Genomic DNA, 16,999 nt, shown 5'->3' with positions numbered 1-16,999 from the left:
CTCACCCCGCCACCTTCACGGTCGTGGTCGCGCCCCAGAGGGCCAGCGACAGGAAGAAGTCGGTGACGCTGATCAGCACGATGGCGTTCCGTACGGAACGGCCGACGGCGATGCCGACGCCGGCGGGGCCGCCGGAGGCACGGAAGCCGTAGTAGCAGTGGGCGATGATCACCATCACGCTGAAGATCAGCACTTTCAGCACCGAGAGGAGGACGTCCGTCGGTGACAGGAAGAGGTTGAAGTAGTGGTCGTACGTCCCCTGGGACTGGCCGTTGAAGAGGACCGTCACATAGCGGGAGGCCAGGTAGGAGGAGAGCAGTCCGACGGCGTACAGCGGGACGATGGCGACGACGCCCGCGATGATGCGGGTGGTGACCAGATACGGCATGGAGCGGATGCCCATGCCTTCGAGGGCGTCGACCTCCTCGTTGATGCGCATGGCGCCGAGCTGGGCGGTGAATCCGGCGCCGACGGTCGCGGAGAGGGCGAGCCCGGCGACGAGCGGGGCGATCTCCCGGGTGTTGAAGTACGCGGACACGAAGCCGGTGAAGGCGGCGGTGCCGATCTGTTCGAGGGCCGCGTAGCCCTGGAGGCCGACGACGGTCCCGGTGAACAGCGTCATGGCGATCATGACGCCGATGGTGCCGCCGATGACTCCTAGGCCTCCGGAGCCGAAGGCGACCTCGGCGAGCAGGCGTTGCACCTCTCTGAGGTAGCGGCGCAGCGTCCGTGGGATCCAGAGCAGGGCTCTGACGTAGAACAGGAGCTGGTCGCCGGACCGGTCGAGCCAGACGAACGGGGAGGCCATCGGTCTCAGCCTCCCTTCGGCGGGACGATCTGGAGGTAGAGGCCCGTCATCACCATGTTCACGAAGAACAGCAGCATGAAGGTGATGACGACGGACTGGTTGACGGCGTCGCCGACGCCTTTGGGGCCGCCGCGGGGGTTGAGCCCCCGGTAGGCGGCGACGATGCCCGCGATGAACCCGAAGATGAGGGCCTTGAGTTCGCTGATGTAGAGGTCGGGCAGCTGGGCGAGGGCGGAGAAGCTGGAGAGGTAGGCGCCGGGGGTGCCGCCCTGGAGGATGATGTTGAAGAAGTAGCCGCCCAGGGTGCCGACGACGGAGACCATCCCGTTGAGGAGGACGGCGACGGCCATGGTGGCGAGGACGCGCGGGACGACCAGTCGTTGGACGGGCGAGACGCCCATGACCTCCATCGCGTCGAGCTCCTCCCGGATCTTGCGGGAGCCGAGGTCGGCGCAGATGGCGGAGCCGCCGGCGCCGGCGATCAGGAGGGCGACGATGAGCGGGCTCGCCTGCTGGATGACGGCGAGGACGCTGGCCCCGCCGGTGAACGACTGGGCCCCGAGCTGCTGGGTGAGCGAGCCGACCTGGAGGGCGATGACGGCGCCGAACGGGATGGAGACGAGAGCGGCCGGCAGGATGGTGACGCTCGCGACGAACCAGAACTGCTCGAGGAACTCGCGGAACTGGAAGGGCCGCCGGAAGACGGCGCGGCTCACCTCGGCGGTGAGGGCGAAGAGACGGCCGGTCTGCCGCAGCGCGCCGGTGATCACGAGCGGCTCCCCGGCGCCGGGGCGGTCTGGGTGATCACGAGCCGCTCCCCGGGGCCGGCATGGTCAGGGTGGGTGCCGCGGCACCGCGCGCGTACGTGTCGCGGATCGCGGCGCGGGCGGCGGGCGGCAGCTGGTCGAGCATGCCGAGGACCCGTTCGCGCCGGCGGGCGACGGCGGCGCGCGGCGGCAGGCCGGGCGACGGTTCCAGCTGCGGGACGATGCCGGGAGGGCCGCCCGCCCGGTGGGGGGCGGCGTGGGCCGACTCGGCGGCGAGCAGGGCGGCGTCCTTCTCCTCGGACATGCCGATGGGGCCTTCGCGGCGGCCGGCGAGGAACTGGGTGACGACCGGTTCGTCGCTGGTGAGGAGGACCTCGCGCGGTCCGAAGGTGACGAGGTTGCGCCGGAAGAACATCCCCATGTTGTCGGGGACGGTGGCCGCGATGTCGAGGTTGTGGGTGACGATCAGCATCGTGGCGTCGATCCGGGCGTTCAGGTCGATGAGCAGCTGGGAGAGGTAGGCGGTGCGGACGGGGTCGAGCCCGGAGTCGGGTTCGTCGCACAGCACGATCTGCGGGTCGAGCACGAGGGCCCGGGCGAGGCCGGCGCGTTTGCGCATGCCGCCGCTGATCTCGCCCGGCAGTTTGCCCTCCGCGCCCAGCAGGCCGACGAGTTCGATCCGCTCCATGACGATGCGGCGGATCTCGGACTCCCGCTTGCGGGTGTGCTCGCGCAGCGGGAAGGCGATGTTGTCGAAGAGGGTCATGGAGCCGAAGAGGGCGCCGTCCTGGAACATGAGGCCGAAGAGCTTCCGGGTCTCGTAGATGTCGCGTTCCGGACTGCTGACCATGTCGACGCCGTTGATGAGGACGCGGCCCTGCTGGGGCTTGAGCAGTCCGATGAGCGATTTCAGGAAGACCGTCTTTCCGGTACCGGAAGGGCCGAGCATCACGCTCACCTCTCCGGCCGGCAATGTCAGCGTCACGTCCTGCCAGATGTTCTGCTTGCCAAAGGACATGGTCAGACCCTCAACGACTACTTCGATTCCCATCCCACCTCCAGCAAGCGTGCGTCGGGTGTGCGCCGCGGGCGCACGGTAAGTCGGTGCGGATCACCCGGACAATAGCCGGGCGCCAGAATCCTTGATCCGCTTCCGTATTTGTCACCACGGAGACAAACACGGGATCGGCTTTTGTCTCCGCCAAGACAGATCTGGCCGCAGAGCCGTTCCGACCTGCGGCTCGGTGCCGCCCCGGGAACGCTACGGCCGAGTAACCTTCCACGGCAATACCGGATTCCGAGTTTTCGCCACCCGGGGCGGATCCGCCGGGTATTTGTCAGGCGGGAGACAGTTCCGCTACTCCGCTTGTCACCGGAGAGAGCGAGGAACACCCTTTCGGCCACACGAGAGGACCCAATACCGGCCCTCTCGCCGGCCCTGCGTGATCGATCATAATTGTCGACATTGCGCACCCCGGAACCAAGGAGATCGACGCCATCGCTCACCCGCCTGACAGGCAATACGACCTCTTCAAAGAATCATGGGCTGCGCCATTGTTCAGCTAAGTTTCCCGCAAGTAACGTCAGGTTTCGCGGCCGGGAAATGTCGGGCCGCCGGCCGCTCGACCCCCACCGCGGCCACCCTCTGCCGGTCAATCCCCAAGGAGAGTCCCAGAGCCATGAAGAAGCAGATCAGAAACCTCGCCGTCGTCGCCGGAGCCGCCACGGCCGCGTTCGCCCTCGCGGCGGCACCCGCCTCGGCGGTGCCCTCGACGGTCTGGACCGTCAACCCGACGCCCTCCAGCTTCACCGCGACCAACAGCGGGAACGTCGTCCTGAGCGTCAACGGCATCGCCATGACGTGTACGAAGTCGAACGCCTCGGGCACCATGGCCAGCGCCACCGGCAACCCGGCGACCGTCGCCTCCATCAGCGCCATCGCCTTCGGCGCCACCGGCGCCCCCTGCACCAGCGTCCTGGGCAACGTGACCACCGTCGCGACCACCCCCTGGACCGTCGTGGCGCAGGACTACACCGCCGCCACCGGCGTCACCAAGGGCTACGTCGGAAACGTCGACGCCAAGGTGACGGTCGGCGCCTGCGTCTTCCGCGTGACGGGCAAGGCCTCCGGCACGTACACCAACTCGACGGGCGCACTCGCCGTCAACAGCGTCGCCGGCGAGCTCACGGTCGTCTCCTCGACCAACTGCGGCTCCGCCGTCCCGGTCGGCGCCAAGCCGACCTTCAAGGGCACCTACCTCGTCAAGAAGGCCGGCACCGTCACCATCCCGACGATCGTCGGCTCCAACCCGTAGGACGCAGGAACCCGCGTCCGTCCGGCCGGTGACCCCGGCCGGGCGGACGCGGGCCTGTCCGTGCCCCTGACCGCCTCCACCCCCGCGCACGCACGCGCACGACCCGAGCGGAGCACCAGATGAGAGGCCAGCGAGCCGCCCTGCGACCCACCCGCGCCCACGCGCGCGGCGCGGCCATCGCCGCCCTCGTGGCACTCGCCCCCCTCCTCCCCGCCGCCGCGGTGGCCCTGGGCTCCCACGAGGTCGACGCCGAACTCCCCTATCTCTGCACGCTCCCCTCGGGACAGCAGCCCGCGACGGTACGGATCAAGGCCACCGTCCCCGACCGGGTCGCCGTCGGCGAGGAGGTCCTGCCCACCGGGGTCGGCACCACGGTGGAACTCCCGGCCGCGGCCACCGCCGACCTCCTCGCGCTGAAGGCCGCCACCGTCCGGGCGGAGACCCTGCTCACGGTCGCCGCGGGCCAGAACGGGCAGCGTACGGACCTCACATGGCGCGGAACGGCGCAGCCCCTCGCCGTACCCGCCGAAGGGCCCCTCGTCCTCACCACGACCGGCGACGTCCCCACCCTGACGACGGACAGCACCGGCGAACTGACCCTCACCGCCGAGGGCTTCGGCGTCGACCTCGCCCTGAGCACGGCCGACGGAGCGCCCACCACCCCCGCCGCCCTCTCCGTGACCTGCGTACCCGGTCAGGACACGGAGGGCGGCGGGGTGCTCGCCACGGTCCCGGTCGGCGCCGGCGCGCCCACCGGAGGACCGAGCTCACCCGTCCCGCCGTCGGCCACCCCCTCCTCGGCCTCCCCCTCGTCCCCGCTCCCCACCTCCCCCCTCCCCCCGTCCACCGCGCCGCGACCGCCGTCCCCGGCGGAGAGCGAGACCGCCGGCGGCGGCGACACCGCGCAGGACCCGGCGGCCGGAGGCACGGCGGACAGCGGACCGAAGGTGGTCGCGGAGCCGACGCCCGGCACACCGGCGGGCCCGCGGCCCGCACCGCCCTGCCGCAACGACAAGCCGACCCCCACCTCGCTGACCGCGTACATCACCGGCTACGCCAACGTGCGGAAGCTGAACGGCGCTTCGCTCGTCCCGGTGTCCTGTGTCCTGATCGAGCAGGGCATACCGGAGATCGACTTCCGGCCGGACGGCAGCATCCACCTGCTCCAGAAGTCGGACGCCGTCCTCTCGCACCAGGGACGCAAGCAGTCGCCGCCCTTCAAGGCCACCTTCCTGACCTTCGACTTCATGCCGGCCACGGCGACCATGGTCCTGGAGCAGGCGGGGCCCATGACCGTCGAGTCGGACATCCTCCTGGTCTTCCCCGACAACATCGCGCAGACCTGGATCCGCGCCCCCCTCGTCCTGCGCGTCCTCGACGTCCGGGTCGACGGGACCCGCCTGGACGTCGGCCCCTCCTGCCGTACGGAGAAGCCGCTCAGCTCACCGGAACCCGACCCCGCCACGTACCCCGGCGACCACCTGGTGCTGCTGGGCAAGGGCCAGCTCCTCAACGGCACCGACGCCACCGGCTACGTCCTCACCAGTGGCGGCCCGCTCACCGGCGAGGTGACCATCCCCGCCTTCAAGGGCTGCGGCGCGGGCGGCGAGAACCTCGACCGGCTCCTCACCGCGTCCATCTCCGGCCCCGGCAACCACCTCAAGCAGATCCAGGGTCAGACCTGCGCCGTGGGTGTCGAGGTGCCCACCGAAGGCCAGTGCACCGAGGACCGACAGCCGTACGTCATCCCCAAGCCCGAACGCTGAGCGACGCACCCGCCCCCCGAGCCCGTACGCCGAACCCCCGCAACCGCCCCACCCCTTCCCCGCCCCGCTCTCTGCTCCCCTCAACGGAAGGCCTCGCCATGCCCCTCGTCTCCTCCCGCGCCCGACTCGCCACGCTCTCCGCCCTGACCGCGCTCGGCGCCTTCGTCTCCGTCGGCACGGCGACCGCGGCCACCCCGCAGATGAACGGCGCCTGGGGCCCGTTCGGCCGCTGCCCCGTCGACGCCCCTGCGATGCTCGCCGCGGACGGCCTCGACACGTCACCGCAGTGCGTCTCCTCCTTCTCCGCGAGCGGCTCCATCAAGCTCGGCAACACCACCGTGGTCACCGGGAAGACCGACCTCCAGATCGGTGTCGTCCAGAACCCCGACGGCACCAGCACGGTCGTCGCACCCCCCGCCGGCTCGATCATCGCCGACTCCGCCACCGTCCCCGGGGGCCTGCTCGGCCTGATGTGTCCGAGCGACATCCCGTTCATCACCGACATCTGCAGGCAGCTGACCGACGCCAAGCTCAACAAGATCACCGCCACCGTCGAGTCGGTCGGCACCCCCTCGGACTTCGACCAGATCGCCGGTGTCCTCACCGACAAGCCGATCGTCAACATCCCGGTCCGCATCCACCTGCAGAACCCGTTCCTCGGGAACAACTGCTACATCGGCACCAAGTCCAAGCCGATCGTGCTGCGTCCGAGCAACCAGACGTCCCCCTCCTTCGCCGTCGAGCGCTACAACGGCGACGGCTCCCCGAACGAGGAAGGCGACATGAGCCGCCTCAACCTCCTCGGCTCCACCCAGGTCGACACCACCTTCGCCGTCCCCGGCGCCAGCGGCTGCGGCCTGGGGCTGTTCGGCCTGATCGACGGCGCGGTCAACCTCAAGACGGGCCTGCCGTCCGCCGCCGGGAAGAACAGCCTCACCCTCAACAACACGCAGACGTACCTGACCGGTCTCTACGCGCCCGGTGTCGTCGCCCCCGACGCCGGGAAGGTGCTGGCCCGGAACTGGCACTCCGCCGTCAGGTAACGGCCACGCAGGGGGCGATTCCAGGCCTAGTCGGCGGTGTACCCCCTCATGGGGCGCCAACTCTTGCGCAAGTTGTGTACAGCACACAGCTGGTGTCCTAGCTTCAGCAGTCCACGTCGGTACGCGCCTGACGGCCCCCGCGGCGCCCGCCCCACCGGGGCGGGCGCCGTCGACCGTCACTCCCCCACCGGTCGCGCAGCAGAGCAAGGGATCGGTCCATGCCCGCAATCGCACACTCACCGGCCACCGGTGAACCGCTCGACCCGCTCCCCAGGGAGTTCGCCGAACTGATGAGGCCGGAGATCCCGGGCCTCATCAAGGAGATCGGCGTGGAGGTCCAGCGGGCCTACCCGGTGTACGCCCACCTCTTCAACGGGCCCCACTCGGACGCGATCCGCCAGGGTGTGGAGCAGGCCCTGGCGGCGTTCGTGGAGCGGGTCGCCGCGCCCGGGGCGAACTCCGCCCTCCGGGACGAACTCCTGCGCAAGTTCGGCCGGGTGGAGGCCTACGAGGGCCGTGACCTCGACACCCTCCAGGGCGCCTACCGCCTCGGGGCGCGTATCGCACTGCGCCGGGCCAAGAGCATCGGGCGCACGTACAACCTCTCCCCCACCCTCATCCTGGCCTTCGCGGACGCCCTCTTCGCCTACGTCGAGGAGCTGGAGTCCCTCTCCCGCGAGGGGTACGTCATGGTCCAGGCCCGCGGGATGTCCGACGTGGCGGCGCTGCGCAGACAGCTGCTGCATCTCGTCGTCGCCGGGCCGCCGCTGCCCCGCGCGACCATCGCCGAGCTGTGCCAGGAGGCCTCCTGGCAGCTCCCCGCCGAGTGCACCCTGGTCGCCCTCCGCCCGCCGGTCGCCGAACTCGTCCAGGCGGGCCTCGACCGGGACGTCCTCGCCGACCTCAGCCTTCCCCAGCCGCATCTGCTCATCCCCGGCCCCCTCACCGCCGAGCGCCTCGCGATGCTCCGTTCCGCGCTGGCCGGCACGTCCGCCGTCGTCGGTCTGACGGTGCCTCCGGGGCAGGCCGGCCACTCGATCCGGTGGGCCCGGCGCGTCCTCGAACTCATCGACGACGGCGTCGTGGCGGACGCCCCGCTCGTGCACTGCGAGGACCACCTGACAACGTTATGGTTACTGGCCGATCCGGCCCTCACCACCCATCTCGCCCAGCGTGAACTGGCCCCGCTCGACGGCCTGTCCGGCACCCGGCGCGAGCGGCTGATCGAGACCCTGCGCGTCCACGTCTCCACGCGCGCGCCCGCCGAGCAGGTCGGCGAGATGCTGGGCGTCCACGCCCAGACGGTCCGCTACCGCCTGCGGAACCTGGACAACCACTTCGGCGACCGGCTCCTCGACCCCGATCGCCGCTTCGCCCTCGAAGCAGCACTCCGTGCGCTCCATCTCCACGAGACGAAGCGCACGGACTGAGCAGCGGTCCCCCGCCGGGTCACCTCACTCGGGGTCGCGGTTGTAGAGGGCCTTGGACCAGAAGTAGCCGAGGGCGGTGAGGGCGAGGCACCAGGCGAGGGCGAGCCAGCCGTTGTGGCCGATCTCGGTGCCGAGGAGGAGGCCCCGGAGGGTCTCGATGGCGGGGGTGAAGGGCTGGTACTCGGCGATCGGCTGGAACCAGCCCGGCATCGTCGAGGCCGGGATGAAGGCACTGGAGATGAGCGGCAGCAGGATCAGCGGCATGGCCATGTTACTGGCCGCCTCCGGGTTCGGGCTGGCCATGCCCATGCCGACCGCGATCCAGGTGAGCGCCAGGGCGAACAGCGCGAGGAGCCCGAGGGCCGCCAGCCACTCCAGGACGGTGGCGTCGGTGGACCGGAAGCCGATCGCCACCGCCACCGCGCCGACGAGGACCAGGCTGGCGAGCACCTGCAGCACGCTGCCCATGACGTGCCCGATGAGCAGGGAGCCACGGTGGATCGCCATGGTGCGGAAGCGGGCGACGAGGCCCTCGGTCATGTCCATCGAGACGGAGATCGCGGCTCCGATCACGGTGCTGCCGATGGTCATCATCAGCAGGCCGGGGACGATGTAGGCGATGTAGTCGGAGCGGTCGGCGCCACCGCCTCCGATGCCCGCGCTCATGACGTCTCCGAAGATGTAGACGAAGAGGAGCAGCAGCATGATCGGGGTGAGGAGCAGGTTGAGGGTCATGGACGGGTAGCGGCGGGCGTGGAGGAGGTTGCGCCGGAGCATGGTGGTGGTGTCGCGGACGGCGAGGGTGAGGGTGCTCATCGGACGGTCTCCTTGGTGGGGTCCTGCTGGGTGGGGACGGTGGCGCCGGTGAGGGCGAAGAAGACGTCGTCGAGGTCGGGGGTGTGGACGGTGAGTTCGTCGGCCTCGATGTGGGCGGTGTCGAGGCGGTCGAGGATGGTGCGCAGGTCGCGCTGGCTGCCGTCGCTGGGGAGTTGGAGGGTGAGGGCGGTGTCGTCGCGGACGGCGTCGTGGAGGGTGGTGGCGGCGGTGCGGTAGGTGGCGGGGTCGGCGAAGCGGAGGCGGACGTGGCCGCCGGGGATGAGTCGTTTGAGTTCTTCGGCGGTGCCTTCGGCGGCGATGGTGCCGTTGTGGAGGACGGCGATGCGATCGGCGAGCTGGTCGGCTTCTTCGAGGTACTGGGTGGTGAGGAAGACGGTGACGCCGTCGGTGACGAGTTCGCGGATGATCTGCCACATGGTGTGGCGGGAGCGGGGGTCGAGGCCGGTGGTGGGTTCGTCGAGGAAGATGACGCGGGGGTCGCCGACGAGGGTCATGGCGATGTCGAGGCGTCGTTTCATGCCGCCGGAGTAGGTGGAGGCGGGCTTCTTGGCGGCGTCGGTGAGGTCGAAGCGGGCGAGGAGTTCGGTGGCGACGCGGCGGCCTTCGGTTTTGGGCAGGTGGTGGAGGTCGGCCATGAGGAGCATGTTCTCCTCGCCGGTGATGAGGCCGTCGACGGCGGAGAACTGGCCGGTGACGCCGATCGCGGCGCGGACGGCCTGCGGGTCGGCGGCCAGGTCGTGGCCGGCGACCCGGGCCTGGCCGCCGTCGGCGGTGACGAGGGTGGAGAGGATCTTCACGACGGTGGTCTTGCCGGCCCCGTTCGGACCCAGCAGGGCGAAGACCGTTCCCTCGCGGACGGCCAGGTCGACGCCGTCGAGCACGGTCTTGTCACCGTAGGACTTGCGCAGCCCGACGGCGGAGATGGCGGCCGGGGCCGGCTGACCGTCACCCTGGCTAGACATGGACATGACAGAAGAAGGCATGGAGCCCTCCGTTCGAAGGCTGGAGCGGGCGGGAGGAGGAGGCGGGCGGGGCGTCGATGCTCAGGAGTGGGCGCGGCGGACGTCGATGTTGCCCCAGCGGGTGCGGGCGCGGACCTTGACGGTCTCCTCGGTCTCCTGGGGGGTCTCGGAGGCGGCGAGCGTGTTGCGCACCTGCCCCCGGTCGGAGCTGACGTCCAGCCAGGCGGCGGTGCCCTCGCGGACGCCGATCTCGATGGAGCCGTAGGAGGTCTCCAACTGGACGCTGTCGCGCGCTACTTCGGCCACGCGGAGGGCGCCGTGGGCGGTGGTGGCGGTGACCGAGCCCTCGGCGCGGCCGATCTCGATGTCACCGTTGGCGCCGCTCACCCTGAGGTCGCCGGTCGCGACGCCGACGGTCGTGGTGCCGTGCGAGTTCTTCAGGACGGCGGTCCCGTCGAGGAGGCCGACGCGGAGCCTGCCGGAGCTGGTGGTGATCTCGGCCGCGCCCTCGACGCGGTCGACGACGATGGACCCGTGCGATGCCTTGAGGGAGAGCGGCCCGGTCGTGTCGAGGCGGACGTCGCCGGACGAGGTCTGCACGCTGACCTCACCGAGCCGGCCCTCGCCGAGCACCTGGGCCCAGGAACCGGTCATGTCGACCCGCGAGCCGGTGGGCAGTTCGACCGCCACGTCCACGATGCCGGTGCGACCGAGGCCGAGCAGGCTGGACTTGGGCGTCCTGACGGTCAGCACGCCGCCGGCGTACGTGACCTCGGTCCGCTCGGCCGCCCGCACGTCCGCGTCCTTCTTGGAGTCGCGGGGCCGCACCTCGACGAGGGTGTCGACGCGGTCACCGGCGGAGAACCGGATGGCGCCGCCTTCCACGTGGGCGGTGACGGAGATCGCTTCGGGAGTGTCGAAAGAAGGCATGGCTGTCCCGTCCTCTTGGGTCTTCAGGACGTCCCCGCTGGTGGGACGTGGTGTGAGGTGAAGTGGTGCGGGCGAGGTGGTGCGACAGGGGGCGCGGTCAGCGCACCCAGCCCGTGATGCTCTGGCCGATGGTCTGGGTTCGCTCGGTCGTACGCGGCCGGGTGCCGCCCTCGACCGCAGCCGACACGGCGCGCACGAGCCACGCGTTGACCGACAGGCCCTCGCGGGCGGCGGCCTCCTCGGCGCGGGCCTTGAGGTGGGCCGGCAGACGCAGGTTGACGCGGGCGGTGCCGCCCTCGTCGCCCTCGGCGGGAGCCGGGGCCGGAAGCGACTCGGCGGGCACGGTCGGTTCCGCGTGGCCGCCGGTGTCGGCGGGCGGCAGCGTCACGAGGAAGTCGGGGTCGAGCCCGCGCAGCCGTACGTCGACCGAACCGGGGGCGAGTTCACGGGTGATCTCGTCCGTCGCGGCGGACAGCACGTTGAGCATGGTCAGCCGGGCCGCCGACTCCAGCGGTGCGGTGAGCCGCTCGGCCAGCGCGCGCGCTTCGTCGCCGCCGGCCTCGGCGGCCACCGCGAGTTCGCGGCGGAGGGTGTCGACATACGGGGTGAGATCCATGACGCCATCATGGCACCGCAATGGCGCCATATGCAAGCCCTGACGGTGCCGCACACGGATGAATCGCGAGGGTAACCCTTCTGACCTGCGGAAACAGAGGGGAACAATCCTGAGCGACGAGGGTGCCGCGACCCCGCACCCCCCTCCCCCGGCGACGCCATGGCACCCCGTGGCGCCAGGTGGTGCCATCGGTGCCAGTTCAGCGCCCCCTGCCTGGAGCCGCCGACGACCCCACTCCCGGACACCCCCCACACCCTCGAAGGAGTGTCGGCGTTTCGGTCACCCGCCCGCAGCACCTCGACGCCGCACCCATACGGGTCGGTGCACCCGGCACGCACACGCTTTCGCTCAACCACGGGCTCTCCGCCACGTCCGAAACACGTGTGTTCGAACCCGATCGAGGTCTCGTTACACCGTGCGACCGACCAGACCGATCAGCTTCGGAGGCCCCCGTGTACCCCCTGCCCGTCCCCCAGGCCCCTCTTCCTCCCACCGTCCGGCCCGTGCCCGGCCGCCTCCCGGCCGGGCACGGCCCGCGCGCCCGACGCACCGCCGGTCCGTTCCGCGCGGCATGTCCGGATACGAGGTGGGGGGCATGACGACCACCGCAAGCGACCCGCTGACAGCCGCGGCGGGCGGACCCTCGGACTCCGAACAACTGCTGTTCGGCGGCGAGCTCACGTACGACCACGGCTGGGGCGCCCACAACGGCGCCTGGCTGAAGCTGAGTCTGCGCGCCATGGCCGTCTCCCTGCCACGGCACGTGGCGCTCGCCGTCCGACTGGCGCGCGAGGCCGACCGGCAGGCGCTCGTCGCCGTCGCGTTCACGGAGGCCGTTCGCGGAGTCGCCCAGGCCGTCTCCCTCGTCGCGGTGAACAGTCTGCTCGTCGAACTGCTGGCACCGGGCGACATCACCGGCCGCCTCCGCGCCGCCCTGCCGGCCCTCACGCTCGTCGCGGTCCTCGCCGTCGTCGGGTCCGGCTGCAAGTCGGCGTCGGCGGCCGCGACCGGGATCCTGGAGCCGAAGGTCCAGCGCGTGGCCACCGAGCGCTACCTCGGCCTGGTCGCGCGGGTGGAACTGGAGGCGATCGAGGACGACGCCTTCCACCGCCTGATGGACTCCGCCCAGTGGGGCGCGGACTCGGCCCGCCGGATGGTCGGCTACTGCACGTCCGTGGTGACCTCGGTGATCTCCCTGGTCGCGGCGGCGGGCGTGCTGACGGTGCTGCACCCGGTGCTCCTGCCGCTCCTGGTCTGCATGGCCTTGCCCAGCGCGTGGGGCTCGCTGACCATGGCCCGCCACCGGTACGTCAGTTGGCACCGCTTCGTACAGCACGTCAGGGCGGCCAAGCTCATCAGCCAGCTCCTCATCGACCAGCGAGCCGCGACCGAGGTCCGCGTCCACGACGTGGCCCCGTTCCTCCTCACCCACTTCCGGAAGATGGCCGAGACGAGCGAGCGGGAGCAGACCCGGCTCGCCTGGATCGGCGCGCGCACCGGCCTGTACGCCGAGTCGACGCGCGGCATCGCGACCGTCGTCACCTACGGCGTCCTCGGACTGCTGCTGTGGAACGGGCAGATGGCGCTCGCGGTGGCGGGCACGGCCGTGCTGGCGATCCGCGCGGGATCGGCGAGCATCACGGACCTCGTCCTGCGCGTCACCGACGTCCAGGAGGAGGCCATGTTCGTGGCCGATCTGGAGACCCTGTGCCAGGAGGCCGTGCGCCGCGCCATCCCGTCCGGCGGCGTCGACCTCCCGGAGGTCGTCGACGAGATCCGGTTCGAGAACGTCACCTTCACCTATCCCGGCGCGGACGAGCCGTCCCTGCGGGAGGTCGACCTCGTCATCCCCCGGGGCAGGACCGTCGCCCTCGTCGGGAAAAACGGCTCGGGCAAGTCGACGCTCGTCCGGCTGCTCTGCGGAGGCTGGCTGCCCGCCTCCGGCCGGGTCCTGTGGGGCGGCGTGGACACGGCCGAGGCCGACCGGGCCCAGCTCTTCGACCGCGTCGCGATGGTGGCGCAGGACTTCTACCGCTGGCCGTTCACCGCCCGGGTCAACATCGGCATCGGACGCAGCGGCGCCGCGATGGACGACGCCGTCATCGAGGCCTCCGCCGCGTACGCGGGCGCCGACGAGGTCGTCGGCGGGCTTCCCGGAGGCCTGGACACCCTGCTCGCCCGCGGCTACAAGGGCGGACAGGAGATCTCCGGCGGCCAGTGGCAGAAGATCGGCCTCGCCCGCGCGCGGTACCGCGACGGCGCCGTGCTGATCGTCGACGAGCCCACCAGCGCGCTCGACCCGGCCGCCGAGCAGCGCGTCTTCGACCAGATCCACGAGCTGGCCGGCAGCGGGCAGACCACGGTCCTCATCACCCACCGGCTCCACAGCGTCCGCCACGCCGACCTGATCTACGTCCTCGACCAGGGCCGGGTCGTCGAGCACGGCACCTTCGCCGCGCTCATGGACCCCGCCACGGGCACCGGCGCGTTCCGCAGGGCGTACGAGCTCCAGGCGCGCCAGTTCCGGCACGCGGCCGTCCCCGGCCAGACGGCCCCGGCGGAGAGAGCGCCGGACGCGGGCCGCGTCGACGAAGGGGAGGTCCTGTCATGATCCCCGGCCCTCCGAGCACCACCCGTCCGCCCGCCCCGCCGTCGCCCGCCGTCACCCCCGGAGGTACCGACATGCCGTCTTCCATTCCCCCCGTCCAGGGGCGGCGCCCCGGCGGCCGGCACACCGTGCCGCTGGACGTGCACCTGATCGCCGTCCGCGACGGCGACCGGGGCCCGCAGGTGCTGCTCTCCCGCCGAGCGGGTGCCGTCTACGCCTCCGGCTGCTGGCACCTGCCGTCCGGTCATGTGGACGGTGCGCACGAGGACGTGGTCAGCGCCCTCGTCCGGGAGACGGCGGAGGAGACCGGTCTCGCCGTCGCCCCGGAGGACGTACGCGCCGCGGTCACCGTGCATCACCGCGCCCCGGGCGGAAGCGCGCGGGTGGGGTTCTTCTTCGAGGTCAGGCGCTGGAGCGGGGCGCCCCGGGTCCTGGAGCCCGAGAAGTGCGACGCCATGGACTGGTTCCCGCTCGACGCGCTGCCGGGGCCGATGGTCGCCTTCTGCCGGGCCGGGCTCGACGCGTACCGGAGTGGCGGCAGGATCGCCCTCCACCACTGCGAACCGGATGATCCGATCGCCTACGATCCGGCGCTCGACCGGCTCCGCGTCGTCCCCGACCGGGGAAGGCCCTCGGAGCGGTAGACCGCCCACCCATCGGATCACGCCTCGCCGCTCGGCGCACGTCGGGCGGCTTCGAGGTGCGGGGGGCGCGGCCGTCGGTGAGACTCACCGCATACGCCCGGTCCGACAGCGGCCGGTGCGGGAACGGAGTGACGGCATGGACGACTACCCTCTCCTCAACCTCTTCTGGACCATGCTCTGGTTCTTCCTCTGGATCATGTGGCTGTTCCTGTTGTTCAAGGTCGTCATGGACATCTTCCGGGACGACGACCTGAACGGCTGGGCCAAGGCGGGGTGGCTGATCTTCTGTATCGTGCTGCCGTACCTCGGCGTGCTGGTGTACGTGATCGCCCGCGGCAAGGGCATGGGCCGGCGGGACATGAAGCAGGCCCAGGAGAACGAGGCCGCGCTCCAGTCGTACATCCGCAAGACGGCGGGTTCGGGCGACGGCAAGGGCAGCCACGTCGACGATCTGGCCCGCCTCGCCGAACTGAAGGACAAGGGCGCCATCACGGACGTGGAGTACGAGAAGGCGAAGGCCAAGATCCTGGCCTGACACGGAAGTTCGCCCCGCCCCGTCCTGCGGCCGCGCAGGACGGGGCGGTCCGCGTTGCGCCGCGGCTGTGACGCCGCCGGAGCCGCCCCCTTTCCCCGCGTCTGCCCGGGGCGGAGCTGTGTTCGCCCCCAGTCCTCACCCCGACGAGGAGGGGAGCCACGACACCCTGCCGGGCCACGGCGGCCGTTACGCCGATTTCTGGCACGCCTCCCTTCCCCCGGCGGCGCGGGAGGCCTCCCCCGCTGTCGGTCGCCGGGCATGAACGAGGGGCCGTTCCGGATCGCTCCGGAACGGCCCCTCGCTCAACCGGTCCGTCTGTCAGAGGGCGCCGACGATGTCCTCGACCCGGGCCTTCGCGTCGCCGAAGAGCATCGCGGTGTTCTCACGGAAGAACAGCGGGTTCTGCACGCCGGCGTATCCGGAGGCCATAGAGCGCTTGAACACGATGACCTTGCCGGCGTTCCAGACGGTGAGCACCGGCATGCCGGCGAGCGGGCTGCTGGGGTCGTCCGCCCCGGCCGGGTTGACCGTGTCGTTGGCGCCGATCACGAGGACGACGTCGGTCTTGGCGAAGTCGTCGTTGATCTCGTCCATCTCCAGCACGATGTCGTACGGCACCTTGGCCTCGGCCAGCAGGACGTTCATGTGGCCGGGCAGGCGGCCGGCGACGGGGTGGATGCCGAACCGTACGTCGACGCCCCTCGCGCGCAGCCTCGAAGTGAGCTCCGCGACCGGGTACTGAGCCTGCGCGACGGCCATGCCGTATCCCGGAGTGATGATCACCGAGCGGGCCGAGCCGAGGAGTTCGGCGGCGCCCTGGGCGGTGGTCTCCTGGTGCTCGCCGTAGTCGACGTCCGAGCCCGTCGGCGCCTCGATGCCGAAGCCGCCGGCGATCACGGAGAGGAACGAGCGGTTCATCGCCTTGCACATGATGTAGGACAGGTAGGCACCGGAGGAGCCGACGAGCGCGCCGGTGATGATCAGCAGGTCGTTTCCGAGCAGGAAGCCGGAGGCCGCCGCCGCCCAGCCGGAGTAGCTGTTGAGCATCGAGACGACGACCGGCATGTCTCCGCCGCCGATCGACGCCACCAGGTGCCAGCCGAGGGCGAGCGCCAGGACCGTCACGGTGATCAGCAGCCACAGCTCGGGCGTGATCACGAACCAGACGGTCAGGGCGAGGAAGAGGACCAGCGAGCCGAGGTTCAGGGCGTTCTTGCCCGGCAGCACCAGCGGCTTGGAGTCCATCTTCGCGGCGAGCTTCAGGTAGGCCACGACGGAGCCGGTGAAGGTCACCGCGCCGATGAACAGGCCGATGAACACCTCGGCGTGGTGGATGCCCAGGGTGCCGAGCGCGTCCAGGACCTGGGCCTCGTGGCCGTCCGGGTCGTGCTCGACGTTGAGGAAGCCGTTCCAGCTGACCAGCACGGCGGCCAGACCGACGAAGGAGTGGAGCAGCGCGATCAGTTCGGGCATCCCGGTCATCTCGACGCCGCGGGCCCGCTGCAGGCCGATCAGCGCGCCGATCAGCATGGCGACGGCCATCAGGCCGATGCCGGCGCCGCTGACGTCACCGTCCCACGCGAGCACGACCGTCGCGACGAGCGCGACGCCCATGCCGAGCATGCCGAACGCGTTGCCGAGCCGGGCCGTTTCGTGCTTGGAGAGTCCTGCCAGCGCGAGGATGAACAGCAGCGCGGCAACGAGGTAGGCCGCCTGTGCGGCGATGGTCGCAGACATG

The 16,999-nt window shown here is 71.0% G+C and carries 15 protein-coding genes; 7 read left to right on the top strand and 8 right to left on the bottom strand.

Features of this window, described 5'->3' with window-relative positions:
• Position 1: 1 nt before the first annotated feature.
• From AMK29_RS15195 to AMK29_RS15185, 3 genes are read right to left on the bottom strand one after another with little or no spacing between them, the layout of a single operon-like run.
• Complete coding sequence (locus AMK29_RS15195) at positions 2-808, bottom strand: MlaE family ABC transporter permease (RefSeq protein WP_073812955.1); 807 nt, start codon at positions 806-808, stop codon at positions 2-4.
• Positions 809-813: 5 nt separating this feature from the next.
• The gene (locus AMK29_RS15190; RefSeq protein WP_073812953.1) at positions 814-1,578 is read right to left on the bottom strand and encodes an MlaE family ABC transporter permease; all 765 of its coding nucleotides are present in this window, start codon (positions 1,576-1,578) and stop codon (positions 814-816) included.
• A 34-nt stretch (positions 1,579-1,612) separates the two neighbouring features.
• Entirely contained in the window at positions 1,613-2,626 is a 1,014-nt protein-coding gene (locus tag AMK29_RS15185) for an ABC transporter ATP-binding protein (protein ID WP_073812951.1), read from the bottom strand.
• A 628-nt stretch (positions 2,627-3,254) separates the two neighbouring features.
• Here AMK29_RS15185 and AMK29_RS15180 point away from each other — a divergent pair.
• The 4 genes from AMK29_RS15180 to AMK29_RS15165 all read left to right on the top strand — a co-directional run bounded on the left by AMK29_RS15180 (position 3,255) and on the right by AMK29_RS15165 (position 8,129).
• On the top strand, positions 3,255-3,890 hold the full coding sequence (locus tag AMK29_RS15180; RefSeq protein ID WP_073812949.1) for a hypothetical protein: 636 nt from the start codon (positions 3,255-3,257) through the stop codon (positions 3,888-3,890).
• Positions 3,891-4,009: 119 nt separating this feature from the next.
• Positions 4,010-5,656, top strand: a complete 1,647-nt coding sequence (locus AMK29_RS37065; protein WP_073812947.1) for a DUF6801 domain-containing protein — start codon at positions 4,010-4,012, stop codon at positions 5,654-5,656.
• 98 nt (positions 5,657-5,754) lie between these two features.
• Entirely contained in the window at positions 5,755-6,699 is a 945-nt protein-coding gene (locus tag AMK29_RS15170) for a hypothetical protein (protein ID WP_073812945.1), read from the top strand.
• A 218-nt stretch (positions 6,700-6,917) separates the two neighbouring features.
• Complete coding sequence (locus AMK29_RS15165; protein ID WP_073812944.1) at positions 6,918-8,129, top strand: helix-turn-helix domain-containing protein; 1,212 nt, start codon at positions 6,918-6,920, stop codon at positions 8,127-8,129.
• Between the two features lie 24 nt (positions 8,130-8,153).
• Here AMK29_RS15165 and AMK29_RS15160 read toward each other — a convergent pair whose 3' ends face one another.
• The 4 genes from AMK29_RS15160 to AMK29_RS15145 form a co-directional block, all read right to left on the bottom strand.
• Positions 8,154-8,945, bottom strand: coding sequence for an ABC transporter permease (locus AMK29_RS15160; protein ID WP_073812942.1), 792 nt, complete (start codon positions 8,943-8,945; stop codon positions 8,154-8,156).
• Complete coding sequence (locus tag AMK29_RS15155; protein WP_073812941.1) at positions 8,942-9,949, bottom strand: ATP-binding cassette domain-containing protein; 1,008 nt, start codon at positions 9,947-9,949, stop codon at positions 8,942-8,944. Before AMK29_RS15155 ends, AMK29_RS15160 begins: the two co-directional genes overlap by 4 nt.
• A gap of 60 nt (positions 9,950-10,009) precedes the next feature.
• Positions 10,010-10,858, bottom strand: a complete 849-nt coding sequence (locus tag AMK29_RS15150) for a DUF4097 family beta strand repeat-containing protein (protein ID WP_073812939.1) — start codon at positions 10,856-10,858, stop codon at positions 10,010-10,012.
• 97 nt (positions 10,859-10,955) lie between these two features.
• On the bottom strand, positions 10,956-11,474 hold the full coding sequence (locus tag AMK29_RS15145; RefSeq protein ID WP_073812938.1) for a toxin-antitoxin system HicB family antitoxin: 519 nt from the start codon (positions 11,472-11,474) through the stop codon (positions 10,956-10,958).
• Positions 11,475-12,069: 595 nt separating this feature from the next.
• Here AMK29_RS15145 and AMK29_RS15140 point away from each other — a divergent pair.
• The 3 genes from AMK29_RS15140 (at position 12,070) to AMK29_RS15130 (ending at position 15,261) form a co-directional block, all read left to right on the top strand.
• On the top strand, positions 12,070-14,085 hold the full coding sequence (locus AMK29_RS15140; RefSeq protein WP_241845370.1) for an ABC transporter ATP-binding protein: 2,016 nt from the start codon (positions 12,070-12,072) through the stop codon (positions 14,083-14,085).
• A 71-nt stretch (positions 14,086-14,156) separates the two neighbouring features.
• The gene (locus AMK29_RS15135; RefSeq protein WP_079196928.1) at positions 14,157-14,726 is read left to right on the top strand and encodes an NUDIX hydrolase; all 570 of its coding nucleotides are present in this window, start codon (positions 14,157-14,159) and stop codon (positions 14,724-14,726) included.
• Positions 14,727-14,862: 136 nt separating this feature from the next.
• A complete protein-coding gene (locus AMK29_RS15130; RefSeq protein ID WP_073812932.1) occupies positions 14,863-15,261 on the top strand; it encodes an SHOCT domain-containing protein in 399 nt (132 codons plus the stop codon).
• A 318-nt stretch (positions 15,262-15,579) separates the two neighbouring features.
• Here AMK29_RS15130 and pntB read toward each other — a convergent pair whose 3' ends face one another.
• Complete coding sequence (pntB, locus tag AMK29_RS15125; RefSeq protein WP_073812930.1) at positions 15,580-16,998, bottom strand: Re/Si-specific NAD(P)(+) transhydrogenase subunit beta; 1,419 nt, start codon at positions 16,996-16,998, stop codon at positions 15,580-15,582.
• Between the last annotated feature and the right edge of the window lies 1 nt (position 16,999).

This window comes from Streptomyces sp. CB02261 (genome assembly GCF_001905665.1).
Taxonomy (GTDB): Bacteria; Actinomycetota; Actinomycetes; order Streptomycetales; family Streptomycetaceae; genus Streptomyces.
This window is presented reverse-complemented; position numbering and strand designations above follow the sequence as displayed.